Below are 14,529 nucleotides of genomic sequence, written 5' to 3'. Positions count from 1 at the left end.
TGTTATGCGGGACTGCCGCAATCATGCACGATGTGCACACTATTTTAATAACGGCAGTTCGCTTATAATATTGTATGTCAGACCTGTCGGACAGTCATCTTTTTGCCATAAATGCCGAAGGTGACCTTTCACAGGGCAAAGTGTGACACTTTACATGGTCAAACGTGACACTTTATCCTGCAAAAGGTCACCTTCCGCCAGCTCGTCTGCTGTGGTGTGCAGAATGCAATGACGCACACCGCGACGGCATCAGTCCAATTCCTCTATGCGGAAGCCTGCTTTCATGAGGTCTTCCCAGAAATGCGGATAGGATTTGCTGACCACTTCCGGATGGTTTATCGTCAGCGACCCGAGGATTATCGACATCGGCGCAATCGCCATTGCCATGCGGTGGTCGTCGTAAGTCTCCATCACTGCATCAGCCTCCCTTTCGCACCGCTCACCATCCCAACGCAATTCTGAGTCGTTGAAATCATGAAGCACAAAGCCGAGTTTGCGCATCTCTGTCTTCATAGCCTCTATGCGATCCGTCTCCTTTATCTTCAAGGAAGCAAGCCCGCGGAAATAAAAATGGATATTGCATGCGCAACAGGTTGCGATAAGTGTTTGTGCGAGATCAGGCTGGTGGGTGAAATCAAAGTCCATACGTGGCAGCGTGCGGTCATGGCAAGTGAGTGCAGCCGTCGTAGGGACAAGTTTCTGAGTCGATTCAAATTTTGTTTTCACACCAAGCATTGAGAATATGTATTTCACTTGCGAGTCACCTTGACGCGAACCGTCCATGACTCCGTGAAGGTTGACATGGCAATCCTCGTTGCAATACATTGCCATCATCTGGTACCAATAGCTTGCTGCGCTCCAATCACTCTCTATATAATAAGGAGAGGGCTTGTACTCCACCGGTTTCACAACTATCGTGTCAACGCCCGTCCAGTCTGCCTCCGCACCGAAATCACGCATGGTGCACAATGTCAGGTCTATGTAGGGATGAGAGACAATGCTGCCTTCAAGCATCAGTGTGAGACCGTCCTGCATCAATGGACCTATCATCATCAGGGCGGATATATACTGCGAACTGACATTTCCGGGGAGGGACACTTTGCCGCCCGGGAGCTTCTTGCCGGTGATGCGAAGCGGAGGATAGCCCTCTTCGCCGACATATTCTATCTGTGCACCAAGGCGGCGCAAGGCATCGACAAGAATCTTTATCGGGCGGTGCTTCATCCTTTCCGTCCCTGTAAGGACATGTGTTTCTCCGGGCAAAGCACTGAGATAGGCGGTAAGGAAACGCATTGCCGTTCCTGCCGCCTTGATGTCAATGGTCTCAGGCATATCGTTCAGGGCGCGCACGATGACATCTGTATCGTCACAGTCGGAAAGGTTTTCCAACCGACTGACATCACCTGCCATGGCAGAGATGACAAGTGCACGGTTGCTGATGCTCTTTGACGATGGCAGTTTCACGTCTGCCTTTATTATGTTTGGAGCAGATATTCTGTATTTCATACCAATTTCATTTCTTTTGCCTTCTTCATAAGAAGTTCGATGAGAGGTTCACGCTCATTGGGCACGACATTGTCAAGCACGGCATTCTTCAACGCTTGCTTTAACGCTCCCACTTCACGCGACGGAGTAAGGTGGAACATTTCCATTATCTCATTGCCGTCGATGACAGGCTGCAGCAATCTCCTGAAATCCCTTTCTTTCAAATCCGCAAGTTTCTCGCGCACAAGTCTGAAATTATCAAGGAAACGTTTTTTCCGCACCTCATTCTTGGAGGTTATGTCCGCCTCACACAAGGTCATGAGGTCATCGATGTCGTCTCCGGCATCACTTATCAGACGACGCACGGCACTGTCGGTCACTTCTTCATCGGCAATGACAATAGGGCGCATGTGCAAGTCAACAAGTTTCTGGACATATTTCATCTTCATGTCCATTGGCAGCTTAAGCCTGCGGAATATTCCCGGAACCATTTTCGCACCGAGATAGTTATGATTGTGGAACGTCCAGCCCATTGGCTGTTCCCAGCGTTTTGACTTTGGCTTTCCGATGTCGTGAAGCAACGCGCTCCAGCGGAGCCACAGAGCCATTTCGGTAGCATCAGCACCCGAGGTGGCATGCGCGACATTGTCCAAGACCTCGAGGGTATGGTAGAAATTGTTCTTGTGCGCCCTTCCGTTCTTGGTCTCCACGATGTCGAGGTTTGACACTTCCGGAAGTATAAGCTGCAGAAGACCGCACCTATGAAGATCCATCAAGCCTTTTGACGGTGTGCGTGTCATCATTATTTTGTTCAGTTCTTCCTGTATGCGCTCACCGGAAATTATCTTTATCCGGTCACGGTTGCGTTCGAGAGCATCGAAAGTTTCATCGTCAATAAAGAAGTTCAGCTGTGCCGCAAAACGTACGCAGCGCAGCATGCGCAAAGGGTCATCGGAGAATGTTATGTCCGGGTCCAATGGAGTTCGTATGATTCCGTCCTCCATGTCATATATGCCGTCAAACGGGTCAACAAGTTCTCCGAAGCGTTCTTTGTTGAGGCAGATTGCAAGAGCGTTTATTGTGAAGTCACGTCGGTTCTGGTCGTCTTCAAGTGTGCCGTCCTCCACAATCGGTTTCCGTGAACCGCGCTGATAGCTTTCCTTGCGCGCCCCAACAAACTCCACCTCGATTTCCTTATATGTCGGTTTCTCTGTGCCATTTTCTTCGACACGCTGGCGGAACTTGACCTGTGCAGTGCCGAAATTCCGGAACACAGACAAGTGCGCCTTCCGTCCGAGTTTGTCTTTCAAAGCCTGTGCCACACTGATTCCGCTGCCTACGACAACCACATCAATGTCGTTTGACGGGCGTTCGAGAAATATGTCCCTCACATATCCACCAACGACATAACACTCCAATCCTAACTCATCGGCAGTTTCACCAACAAGATGAAAGATTGGAGTGTCAAGTTTCTCTGCAAGTTCGTCGTCAGAGTATAGTTTCATATATCAGTATTGTTTCTTTATTCTTTCTTTGCCATGATTTCCCTAAGAGGTGTCATGACAAAATCACGTTCATACATCAGCGGATGAGGAATAGTGAGTTCCTCCGTTTCCAATATGATGTCATCATAAAGCAGTATGTCAATGTCTATCACCCTGTCATGGTATTCTCCGCCGACAGACTTCATCGTCCTGCCCATATCACGTTCTATCTGCTGTGTGGCATGCAGGACTTCAATTGGCGACAACTGTGTTTCTGCCATTATAACAGCATTGACAAACGTATTGTCGGAACAGAATCCCCAAGGTTCTGTCACAAGGAACGAAGACCGGCGCACCACAGCGCCGACCTTCTCCCCTATCCTATCTATGGCAATACGGAGATTATGCTCCTTGTCACCAAGGTTTGTTCCCAATCCGAGATAGACAGCATGTGCCATACTAACTTCGTTTTCTGTCAAACTAATCTACAGGCAGGACGGCATAAAGCAGTCCTTCCCCGTGGGTTAGTCGTTAAGAATCAGCATCGCATCACCAAAACATCCGAACCGGTAACCGTGCTCAAGGGCTTTCTTATAGCCTTCCCACACAAGGTCATAGCCACCGAAAGCGGCAACGTTCATGATGAGTGTCGACAGCGGATGATAGAAATTAGAAACCATACAGTCGGCAAGTCCGAACTCATACGGTGGGAATATGAACTTGCTTGTCCAACCCTCAAAAGGTTTCAGGAATCCATCAGTGCCAACAGAAGACTCAGTTGCCTTTGTAACGCTTGTACCGACAGCACACACACGATGTCCGGCTTTCTTTGTGTTGTTCACCAACTCACAAGCCTCCTCTGTAATAACCATCTGCTCCGAATCCATCTTGTGCTTTGTCAGGTCTTCCACCTCAATGTCATTGAAATTGCCAAGACCGCAATGCAGCGTGATGAATGCAGTGTTTACGCCGGCTATCTCAAGACGCTTCATCACCTCGCGTGTGAAATGGAGTCCCGTTGCAGGAGCTGTGACAGCACCCTCATTCTTTGCAAACACACACTGGAAATCGTCAAGATCCTCTTCTGTGACAGGGCGTTCACGCTTTCCGTTGAGAGCCGGGTCGATGATATATCGCGGCAATGGTGCTTCGCCAAGAGCAAAAAGCTCTCTCTTGAACTCATCATGAGGGCAATCGTAAAGGAAGCGCAATGTGCGTCCGCGGCTTGTTGTGTTGTCAATAACTTCTGCAACCATTGTTCCGGACTCATCAAAGAACAATTTATTGCCAATACGTATCTTACGTGCCGGTTCGACAAGCACGTCCCAAAGTCGCATTTCCTCTTTCAGTTCGCGGAGAAGAAGTACTTCTATCTTTGCATCAGTCTTTTCCTTTGTGCCATAAAGACGTGCCGGAAACACTTTTGTATCATTGAAAATGAATGTGTCGCCTTCATCAAAGTAATTTACAATGTCCACAAAGCGAAGATATTCCGGATTGCCGTCAGCATCCTTCAGCTGATTTCCATCCGCATCCGTGCGGTACATCTCTATTGTCTGCGATTTCTTATGAAGAACCATCAGACGGCACTGGTCCGGACGCTTCAACTTGAATGTCACGCCTGATTTCAATGTATGCTCCTCGATGTGAGGATAGAGTGCCACCTGCTCTGCCGGCAATTTGAATTTGAAATTACTTAACTTCATATTTGGTTGATTTATTATTTTCCTGTTTCTTTTCTTTGTTTTACATTCTTTCCGTTACGCTTACGGTGCTTGGGATGACCGCCACCGGCATATCCATTGTTGTCTCCGCAAGGGTAAGGCTCTATTTCCTGCTGCGAAAGCCACTCTTTGAACCGGTCAAAGTCCAGGCAATCCTCGATGCGGACATTGCCGGACTGTGTCCTGCACAGTGATGTAAGATAGGCTCCACTGCCTATTGTTTCCCCAATGTCCCTGGCAAGAGAGCGGATATACGTCCCTTTTCCGCATACCACACGTATACTTGCCCATTTCCTTGCATCGTCAAACTCCAGAAGTTCTATCTCATCTATATGCACCGGCTTTGCAGCAATCTCCACATCTCTGCCTGCCCTTCCTAACTCATAGGCACGCTTGCCATTTATCTTTATGGCACTGTAAACCGGAGGAGCCTGCATTATGTCACCTTCAAAAGTCTTCAGCGTCTCTTCCAGAAGTTGGTGTGTGACATGATTCTTCGGATAAGTATAATCCACAGTATGCTCACGGTCGTAGGACGGTGTGGTACATCCGAACTGCACTCCGGCAACATATTCCTTCGTATGGAGCTGCAAAGACTCTATCTCCTTTGTCTTCTTGCCTGTGCAAAGCACCAGTACACCGGTGGCAAGAGGGTCGAGAGTTCCGGCATGCCCAATCTTGACCCTCTTAACACCAAGATGCTTTGACACAACATAACGAATGTGTGCCAAAGCTCCGAAGCTGGATATGCCGTAAGGCTTGTTTATGTACAAATACTCTCCTTCGTGAAAGTTCATTATGCTTTATATAAATATTGTATTAGATAAAATTGCACAGAATGGTGATTGCTCCTGCTATCGCGCAATAAATTCCGAAATAGATGAGCTTGCCTTTCTTCACAATGTTTATCATCCACTTGCATGCAAGGCATCCGCTGACAAAAGCGGCAATGAAACCGACAGCAAGCGGCAATGCCTCTATCCCTCCAAAAGCCTCACCGCCCTTGACAGCCTTTAGCACATCAAGCAGCGCCTCACCAAGTATCGGAGGTATCACCATCAGGAAAGAGAACTGTGCAAGGTTTTCCTTCTTGTTGCCAAGAAGCAGGCCTGTTGCTATCGTTGAGCCGGAACGACTGAGACCCGGCATCACGGCAAGAGCTTGAGCAAGACCGATGATAAAGGCATCGCGAAGCCCTATTTTTGCTTTTTGGCGAGGCTTGGCATAATAGGAAAATGTCAGCAGCGTGGCAGTGCACAGCAGCATTATTCCCACAATGAGCAGTCCTGAACCGAAAATCTCTTCCACAGTATCTTTGAAGAACACTCCGACAATGCCGATAGGTATCATGCTGACAACAATATTCAGCATGTATTTCGTCTCGTCGTTCATCTCAAACTTGAAGATGCCTTTCAGCAACCATGCTATCTCACTCCACAAGATGACAAAAGTACTCATCACGGTTGCCACATGAACAACGACTGTGAATGCAAGATTCTCTTCTCCTTCAATACCGAAAAGGTATGAGCCGATGGCAAGGTGACCACTCGAACTTACAGGAAGATATTCCGTAAGTCCCTGGACAATGCCAAGGACAAGTGCTTGTAACCAATCCATAGTTTCTTTTTAGCGTTATGTGTTTTTTTTGCCGTTTCCCTATTCTACTGTATCTTTTGGCTTGCGTATGATTGCATAAATTATTGATACAAAACCAACTACTGTCACAACCGGAGCAACCTTTATGCGACGCACACTGAAGATGTCCGCATTGTAATGTTCCACTGTGGAACTGCTGCCACACATGAGCAGCAATCCGATGACGACAATAACAAAGCCAATTCCAAGAGCTATGAAATTTTCTTTGCCGAATGCAAGATTTTTCTTATCCATGTATAAAAAATTATTTTGTTTACCTCAAATACAAACATTTACCGGCTTAATGCTAAATCTTGTACAAATCCCCGGCTTTCATTTTCAGGAACTTGTTGACAGAAAGCGAAGAGCACACCGATGTAATCACAAGTCCGAAGACAAGTACCGCCCCTCCCGTGACTGCCATAACCACCCAATCGGCAACGACGAGTATGCCCGGCTCAACGGTATACAGTCCATACAGGCATGCCGCAAGGACAACATCCGCCACAACACCTGCCAGCAAACCTATGAGAAGAGCCCGCCTGATAAATGGCCAACGGATGAATCCCCATGACGCACCGACAAGCTTCATGGTATGGATGGAAAAGCGGCGTGCATAGACACTGAGGCGCACAGTGTTGTTCACCAAAGAGAATGACACAAAAGTCAGCAGCGCAGCAAGCACAAGAAGCACGATGCTGGTCTTCTTCAGGTTGTCATTAACCTGGTCCATCAAGTCCTTCTGGTATGTTATGTCCGTGACTTTCGCGTTGGATTTCAGTTCTTTGGTAATCCATTTCAGGGAATCACTGTTGGCATAATCGGCATTCATCTGCATCTCTATGCTTCCAACGAAAGGGTTGCCGCCAAGAAATTCCGTAGGGTCGGATCCCATTGCCTTCACATGCTCCTTAAGAGCCTGCTCGGGGCTGATATATGTCGTATGTGCTATATAAGGGCGGCGCTTCAACTTCACACAAAGTTTATGAGCTTCCGGCTGCGTCATATCCTCACTGAGCATGACAGTCACGGTAAGGTTTTCCTTCACATAACTCGACAGATTGTGAGCCGTGAGGACAGAGAAAACCACCATACCCAAAAGTATGAGCACGAGTGATGTGCTTATGCACAGTGTTACCACCTGCAAGCCACCATGACGACCATATTTCTTCTTGCGTTTATTTTTTGCCACTTTTATCCAATTTACAAAATAATGTGCAAAGTTACTCAAAAAAAATCACGCGCGCAAGAGATTAACCTTTTTTAGAGACTGTTTTGCATTTTCTGAAGGACAATCCAAGAAGTCTACGGCTCCAAACAAGAAGAAAGGCAAAGAGCATACGGACAAAAAGTATCCAAAACGCTGATATGCCTACCGCCGAGAACACAAGTGTGTCCTCAAGCATCGAATGGTTCATTATCAGGTGGTAGTTCACTTCGTTTGCCTCTTCCTTGGTTATCGCACCGGAATCCTCCAAATCCAACATCATTGCCGACCCATAACTGATCCCAAGGACATTACCTACAAGCCAAAGGTAAGCTGAGTTTTCCGGCAGACCGAACAGGAGCATCACCGGACGCAACGGTTTGTCAAGCAAAGGCATAACACCAAACTCACTGAGCAGACGCTGTACAACCATGAGACTGTAAATCAGCAAGTAAATCATCAATGATAGCTTCATTGAAGCAAGCAGCCACAACTCCATAACAGTCCACACCGTCCCCTCTGCATCAGCCTCTGGATGAGCCACAAATGGATTAGTCATCTCCGGAAGCACAGCATTCAGGAACAAGGCGGCAGCAAAGGCTGCCACGATTCTCAGCGCTGCCATTTCCCAAGGATTGGAGCCGACACGCTTCACCACCGCGCACTCCAACGGGAGGGCATGGCAAAGGAGCATCATAATCGCTATTATCGTAGCCTCGCGCATGGTTAGTTCCATACTAAGCATTACGGCAAGACCGGCGTATGTTGTCACCGAAGCACCTGTAAGGAATGCTATCGCTGACGCTCCGGGCAGTCCGATATATTGGAAGACGACATCAAGATACTGCGCCAGCCATGCTATCACGCCATAGTACTGCAACATCCTCACCACCAACGATATAGGCAGCATTATCTTCAACAGCCACACCGTCGTCGTTGTAGCAGGACGGAATGCAGACCGAAACTGTGCCGAAACTCTATGAGTCGAAAACATATCTATAATCTCAACACTTTTGTTTTTCTTAAACATCACCATTCTTCAAATCAACCAAGATTTTCCAATATCCCAGCTTGCGACCTCCTTCCCTCTTAATAATTCCAAGTTCCTGAAGACGGGAGAGATTGTAGATTACTCCTCCCATTGTCACGCCGGGAATATTTTCACAAAGCCCTTTCCGCGTAGCGTTTGGATTGTTTTTTACATATAACAATATACTTTGCTGCTGCTCTGTCAAGTTTTGTATAGTCTTTTGTATAGTTTCTTGGGTAGTTTCTTGTATGGGGTCTTGTATGGTTTCCACAAAAGGAATGAACAATGTAAGCCTTACCTCATCCAATTCCAAACAGTTCTCCAACAACGGTTCCTGCCAGCCTGCCTCTTTCCATGCTGCAAGAATCTTAGGGAAGCCTGACCCAAGGTTCTCTCCATAGCCTATCATACGGAGCATATTCTGCATTTTAGGGTTACGCGCCTTGGAACTGCCACCGGCGTAAACCTGCTCCATGGGAAGTTTCAATATACCCGGATTGCGGAAACACAGCCGGTCATCGTATTTGTCTATACGAAGAACCCCGCCTGACAAGAACACATCTGAATGGATAATGGAATTCGTAAATGCTTCTCGTACAGCCTCATGCTGAAGTATGCCCGCTGTTGAGAACACGAAACTCTGTGCGGTATTGGCGCAGTGAATCCGGGTCAATATCGTCCATGCCATAGTACTCCACCAGCATACTGTCGTTGCCTTCCACATTGGCATCGCGCATCATAGCTCTGACATCCTCTTCCGTGCAATGATAGTCTCCTTCATGGTTTCTGCGGAACGAACCTTTTATAGGATTGCCATTGATATATACAGGGCGTTGTGTGAAATCCGCTTACGGAACATGAATGCAAACCACAACCTTGCCATCCACATCTATCTCTGACACATCGTCATCCACAAGCACATTGCAACTGACCTTGTCACTGTTCATCGTATTCCACAAGTCCGTTTTTATCTTCATCGGATTATCAACGCCCACAACAGTAAAGCGTCCGGCATTATCCTCAGCCGACAAGTGCTCTTCCACACCAAGCAATATGTCACCGCCTAATGTGTTTGCAAACGAAGAATAAGTTTCCCAAACAGACTTCGGGACTTCATTCTTTGCTTTCTTGCACTCCAAGGATATGCGTTCTCCACACAGTAAAGTGTTATTCAGTTCGTTCCTGTTTATTTCTTTTACTTTATTACTTGCCAATAACCGCCCTTTGCAGCACCAACACGCCGTATCACATTGCGCTCCTGAAGTGATGCCAGACGGCGTTTCACACTGCTTTCATGTATATCCAACTGTCTGGCAATCTCTTTTCTGGAAATATAGGGGTTGGCTTGAATAAGTTCTACAATGGCTTCCTCTTGTTCTTGCAAACTGTTTTCTGGTCGCTTTCCGGTCGCTCATCTATTCTCTGTTGGTATTCGTTGCTGAAAAAGAAAGTTGTCCATAGTCCGCTTTACCTAAAAGAATCTTGTTTTACATTTGCTTCAAGCACAGAAAGGGATGCCGGCAACTCACTTAAAAGTCACTGACCAACAACCTGTTGCGGAAGCTGACGGTGCAAGGTGCTGCATATACTCGCGGTCGGCGATGTCACCCTCGTAGCCCACACGGTCAGTGCGTCCCCACCAAGGCTCTATGCAGACAAAGGGGGCGATCTCGTCTCTTCCCGGCGCCCAGATGCCAAGCGCAGGACAGTCGGCACGGAACACAAGCAATTCCTTGCCGGTGCCGTCGCACAACGTGACAGTGTCTGGACACGGAGTCTCAAAAATGAAAGCGTCATGGGCAAAAGTGTCAGGAGCTATCGTGATTACATCCCCTTCAAAAGCAGTATATCCCTGAGCGACACATCCCTCTGCCTCAATCGTTGTCAGACGATAAGGCTGCTTGCCGCCGGACAATCTCACCGTGCCTTCGTACCCTCCCGACTCGGAAACGGGAAGAAGATATGCCGGATGACCGCCAATCTGGAAATGCATCTCCTCAGAACCTGTGTTCGCAACGCGCCAAGAGGTCGTAATCGTGCCGTCGGCGAAGATTTCATGCTTCATGGAAAGCTCAAAACAGAATGGATAAACCTTCAATGTCTCCTCCGAACTTGCCAAACGCATCTCCACGAAATCATCCGTCGCTGCCACCACTTCAAACTCCGAGTCGCGCGCAAAACCGTGCTGCCCCATGGCATATTCGCAGCCCTTGTGGCGCATGACGCCATGCCACAACGCACCGACTATCGGGAAAAGCACCGGTGTGTGACGCTTCCACCAGCGAGGATTGCCGTCCCAAACGCAGTCCTTCACGGCTCTGCCGTCGGCAAAAAGCCCAACTTTAGTTATTTCCGCTCCGTGTGTGTCCACCACAACACGCAGTCTGTCGTTCTTCAATACAATTTCCATGACTTATAATATTATATCGTTTGCCTGCAAAAAGTCCAATCACTTATCTTTTGCAAAGTTACAAAAAGTTATCAGAAAAACACAGCAAATATCTGAAAACTATTCACTTTGCCACTCATTTATTTGCCGAAAAGGAGTGATTGGCATACGGAAGGTAACCTTTTGCATGGTGAAAGGTAACAGTTAACCATACAAAAGGTAACACTTCACCTTGTAAAAGGTAACCTTTCGCAACGCCCTTAATCACAGCACATTAAGCCAACTGTCCTTGCGTAATCGGCGAAACGGCACAAACGCATGGGCAAATAAATAAAAATTCATAGTCCCGGCATCATTTTTTCAACAAGAATGCACCTTATTTAAAATATTTATGTAACTTTGCATAATATAAGATGCAACTCGGCAGTTTGGAACAAGTTCCATCACGTTCGGTTTGCATTATCTTCACAAAAACAACAACCAAGCACCGCTTCTCTGTTAACAATATATAATTTGCAACATGTTTTACAGAAATTTGGAACAATTTTTGTAATTTTGCGACCAAAACAAACTATTCGCTAAATAAAAACAACCATATCAACAGCGACAAGACAATGATAGAAAATCTTGAACAAACCGCAATCATCGCCGGTGAGCACCATGTGTCATATAAGGAGATGGCACAGCGCATCAATCACTTTGCATCCTACACACCGAAACGAAAGGATTGGCAGACCATGGTCAACGAAGTCCCCAAGGTGGTCATTTTCAGCGAGAACCGTGAAGGATGGGGCTACGCTTTCTTTGCAGTATGGCAGAACAAGTGCATCGCCGTGCCGGTTGACGCCGCAGCGACAGTAATGGATGTGGCATACATACTTGACGACTGCAAGCCTGTCGCGGTATGGACATCACTGTCACATGTCGAGACCCTGCGCAAAGCGATGGACGAGGCAGCGGTTGAAATGCAGATTATCATCATTGACGACCATGAGCAGGCAAGCGTCAGCAGTGCCCCTGTCAACACATCATCGCTAACGCCAAACCCTCAATCAAACGATGTTGCCATAATCATCTACACCTCCGGCACGACAGGCTCGCCAAAGGGTGTGATGCTGACCTACAAGAACATCTATGCCAACATCGACAGCGTATCCAAGGATGTGCCAATCTTCAACACCGAGCGCAGGACAATGATTCTCCTGCCTCTGCACCATGTGTTCCCGCTTATCGGCACTCTCGTGGCTCCGATAGTGTGTGGCGGAGGCGTGGCGATATGCCCTTCCATGACAGGTCCTGACATTATGGACACGCTGTGCCGTGGAAAAGTGGGCATCTTCATCGGTGTTCCGCGCCTGTGGCAGATGCTATATGTCGGCATAAAGAAGAAAATCGATGAGAAAGCTGTCACACGCGGCTTGTTCAACATGTGCCGCAAGGCTGACAGCCGCCGTCTGTCACGCTTCGTATTCCAGTCGGTTCATAAGAAAATGGGCGGCTATCTCGACTACTGCGTATGTGGCGGAGCCGCCCTTGACAAGGAAATAGGCATCGGACTGCGCACTCTCGGCCTTGACGTCCTCGAAGGCTACGGCATGACAGAGACCGCTCCGATGATTTCCTTCACACGCCCCGATGACATCGTTCCGGGATGTGCCGGACTGCCTTTGCCGACGGTAGACTGCAAGATTATCGACGGAGAAATCTGTGCAAAAGGTCCGAACCTCATGCCGGGCTACTACAACCGCCCGGAAGAGACTGCCGAGGTAATCGACAAGGACGGATATCTCCATACAGGCGACCTTGGACATTTTGACGAAAAGGGCCGTATCGTAATCACAGGACGAAAGAAGGAAATCATTGTCCTCTCCAACGGCAAGAATGTGCAGCCTAACGAGATAGAGTTCTATATAGAAAGGTACACCGACAAGGTAAAGGAGTGCGCCGTGACAGAAAAGGACGACATGCTCCTTGCCATAATAGTGCCGCAGGAGCTGTGGGCTGAGGGCAAGACAGACAGTGACATCGAGAAAACGTTGAAGCGCGAGGTAATCGAACCTTACAACCTTACCGTGGAGAACTACAAGAAGGTGATGCGCATCCTTGTCTACCATGGTGACATCCCAAGGACACGATTGGACAAGATTCAGAGGTACAAGCTCAAGGACATTGTAAAGGAGTGCACAGAAAGGAAAACATCGTCAGCAGAAACACAGAATCCTTCGGAGAAGGTTGCTTATTCCGAGGAATTCATGATTCTGAAAAAATACATCGAGGCAGAGAAGAAGCTACCGGTGCATCCGGAATCCCACATCGAGACTGACCTTGCCTTTGACTCCCTTGACAAAGTCAGCTTGCAGGGCTTCATAGAACAGAGCTTCGGCATGACCGTGATGACGGACAAAATGGCTGATTTCCCTAACATCAAGGCTATGGCTGACCACATCGCACACCACAAGACAAGGGCTGTCATGGAGGAGACCGACTGGAAGACATTGCTCAACGATGACACTGTGATGAACCTTGTACTGCCAAAGACATCGCCTATGCTGCCTGTTGCCGGCAAGATGTTCAAAGGCTCATTCAAGGTCTATAACAGTCTGAAAGTGCGAGGCACAGAGAATATTCCGAAGAAAGGACCGTTCATCCTTGCAGCCAACCACCAGAGCTTCATGGACGGACCGCTCGTAATGTCGGGAGTTGATTTCTCCAGGATAAAAGACTACTATTTCTACGCCACAGAGGAGCATGTGCAGCACCCTGTTGTGAAATATCTTGCACGCCATAACAACATCATCCTCATGGAACGCAAGAATCTCAAGAACTCCATCCTGAAACTCGCCCAGGTGCTGAAACAGGGCAAGAACGTGGTGATTTTCCCTGAAGGCTCACGCACCCACTCAGGTGAGATAGGAAAGTTCAAGAAGATGTTTGCCATCCTCGCCGTAGAGCTTGACATCCCTGTGCTGCCTGTATGCATCCGTGGTGCTTACGATGCTCTGCCACGTGGCAAGCATCACATCAAGGCAAGCCACATCGATGTGGAGTATCTCCCTATCGTGAAGCCGTCCGGAACTTACGATGAGTTTGCCAACAAGGTACGCACAGTCATCAATGACAGGCTTTAAGCGCATATCTGTCACGGCATTGCCTCACAGGAAATAATGCTAAAGCCGTGGCATACATCATAAAATGACCTCCCCCGCTATCATCAAGTCATGATAGCGGGGGAGGTCGTTATTTTCAGTTGGCAGTGCCTTTTAATAACAAATTATTATTGTCCGGTAAAAAATAATACCAAGCAGTAAAGTCGTTCTGTATTAGCATATTATAAGGTTATTCTTCAAAACCGAGCTTGCCTTTGTCACCGCGTTAGCGGTGACAAGAAAGTAGCCGTGGGTAGCAACCCACGAATTACGCAAGTTCGGGATAAGAAATCATTTAAAATAGCTCCATCTGGCTTGATTTCTCCACATGCACGGGCATAGCCTCCGGCTTGTTGTCAAAGAAGCAGTATGCTGTCAGTGCGGAGCAGATGTTCATTATGAAGTTGTGCACAGACCTGTGCCTTGAAT

The 14,529-nt window shown here is 47.8% G+C and carries 15 protein-coding genes and 1 pseudogene; 1 reads left to right on the top strand and 15 read right to left on the bottom strand.

Annotated elements, in window-relative coordinates:
• Positions 1-249: 249 nt before the first annotated feature.
• From E5358_RS09620 to E5358_RS09565, 14 genes are all read right to left on the bottom strand, one after another.
• A complete protein-coding gene (locus tag E5358_RS09620; RefSeq protein ID WP_135939977.1) occupies positions 250-1,506 on the bottom strand; it encodes a 3-phosphoshikimate 1-carboxyvinyltransferase in 1,257 nt (418 codons plus the stop codon).
• Entirely contained in the window at positions 1,503-2,990 is a 1,488-nt protein-coding gene (locus tag E5358_RS09615; RefSeq protein WP_135939976.1) for a CCA tRNA nucleotidyltransferase, read from the bottom strand. Before E5358_RS09615 ends, E5358_RS09620 begins: the two co-directional genes overlap by 4 nt.
• Before the next feature lie 17 nt (positions 2,991-3,007).
• Positions 3,008-3,427, bottom strand: a complete 420-nt coding sequence (gene folK / locus E5358_RS09610; RefSeq protein ID WP_135939975.1) for a 2-amino-4-hydroxy-6-hydroxymethyldihydropteridine diphosphokinase — start codon at positions 3,425-3,427, stop codon at positions 3,008-3,010.
• 66 nt (positions 3,428-3,493) lie between these two features.
• The gene (gene queA / locus E5358_RS09605; RefSeq protein WP_135939974.1) at positions 3,494-4,675 is read right to left on the bottom strand and encodes a tRNA preQ1(34) S-adenosylmethionine ribosyltransferase-isomerase QueA; all 1,182 of its coding nucleotides are present in this window, start codon (positions 4,673-4,675) and stop codon (positions 3,494-3,496) included.
• Positions 4,676-4,689: 14 nt separating this feature from the next.
• Positions 4,690-5,490: a tRNA pseudouridine(55) synthase TruB gene (gene truB / locus E5358_RS09600; RefSeq protein ID WP_135939973.1), complete on the bottom strand. Its 801-nt coding sequence runs from the start codon at positions 5,488-5,490 to the stop codon at positions 4,690-4,692.
• Between the two features lie 22 nt (positions 5,491-5,512).
• A complete protein-coding gene (locus E5358_RS09595; RefSeq protein WP_135939972.1) occupies positions 5,513-6,310 on the bottom strand; it encodes an undecaprenyl-diphosphate phosphatase in 798 nt (265 codons plus the stop codon).
• Between the two features lie 39 nt (positions 6,311-6,349).
• Positions 6,350-6,583, bottom strand: a complete 234-nt coding sequence (locus E5358_RS09590) for a DUF3098 domain-containing protein (protein WP_135939971.1) — start codon at positions 6,581-6,583, stop codon at positions 6,350-6,352.
• Positions 6,584-6,635: 52 nt separating this feature from the next.
• Positions 6,636-7,526, bottom strand: a complete 891-nt coding sequence (locus tag E5358_RS09585) for a cell division protein FtsX (protein WP_422121073.1) — start codon at positions 7,524-7,526, stop codon at positions 6,636-6,638.
• Positions 7,527-7,581: 55 nt separating this feature from the next.
• Positions 7,582-8,529 (bottom strand): nucleoside recognition domain-containing protein, encoded by a 948-nt coding sequence (locus tag E5358_RS09580; protein WP_168354628.1) that lies wholly within the window; start codon positions 8,527-8,529, stop codon positions 7,582-7,584.
• A gap of 28 nt (positions 8,530-8,557) precedes the next feature.
• Positions 8,558-9,199, bottom strand: coding sequence for an ATP-binding protein (locus E5358_RS15350; RefSeq protein WP_277821243.1), 642 nt, complete (start codon positions 9,197-9,199; stop codon positions 8,558-8,560).
• On the bottom strand, positions 9,168-9,305 hold the full coding sequence (locus tag E5358_RS15345; protein ID WP_277821242.1) for a hypothetical protein: 138 nt from the start codon (positions 9,303-9,305) through the stop codon (positions 9,168-9,170). The genes E5358_RS15350 and E5358_RS15345 overlap by 32 nt, the downstream gene beginning before the upstream one ends.
• Positions 9,306-9,413: 108 nt before the next feature.
• On the bottom strand, positions 9,414-9,779 hold the full coding sequence (locus E5358_RS15340; protein WP_277821241.1) for an AlbA family DNA-binding domain-containing protein: 366 nt from the start codon (positions 9,777-9,779) through the stop codon (positions 9,414-9,416).
• Entirely contained in the window at positions 9,761-9,949 is a 189-nt protein-coding gene (locus tag E5358_RS09570) for a winged helix-turn-helix transcriptional regulator (RefSeq protein WP_135939969.1), read from the bottom strand. The genes E5358_RS15340 and E5358_RS09570 overlap by 19 nt, the downstream gene beginning before the upstream one ends.
• A gap of 141 nt (positions 9,950-10,090) precedes the next feature.
• Positions 10,091-10,975, bottom strand: coding sequence for an aldose 1-epimerase family protein (locus tag E5358_RS09565; RefSeq protein ID WP_135939968.1), 885 nt, complete (start codon positions 10,973-10,975; stop codon positions 10,091-10,093).
• A gap of 593 nt (positions 10,976-11,568) precedes the next feature.
• On the opposite strand from E5358_RS09565, the gene E5358_RS09560 reads away from it, so the two are divergent.
• Positions 11,569-14,082 carry an AMP-binding protein gene (locus tag E5358_RS09560; RefSeq protein WP_135939967.1) on the top strand — a complete coding sequence of 838 codons (2,514 nt, stop codon included), beginning with the start codon at positions 11,569-11,571 and terminating at the stop codon, positions 14,080-14,082.
• A 313-nt stretch (positions 14,083-14,395) separates the two neighbouring features.
• Here E5358_RS09560 and E5358_RS09555 read toward each other — a convergent pair.
• Positions 14,396-14,529: pseudogene (locus E5358_RS09555) on the bottom strand (IS982 family transposase); the annotation flags it as partial.

Origin of the sequence: Palleniella muris (assembly GCF_004792655.1) — a bacterium.
Classification (GTDB): domain Bacteria; phylum Bacteroidota; class Bacteroidia; order Bacteroidales; family Bacteroidaceae; genus Prevotella; species Prevotella muris_A.
The sequence above is the reverse complement of the archived record's forward strand: the minus strand, read 5'-3'. Positions and strand labels throughout refer to the sequence as shown.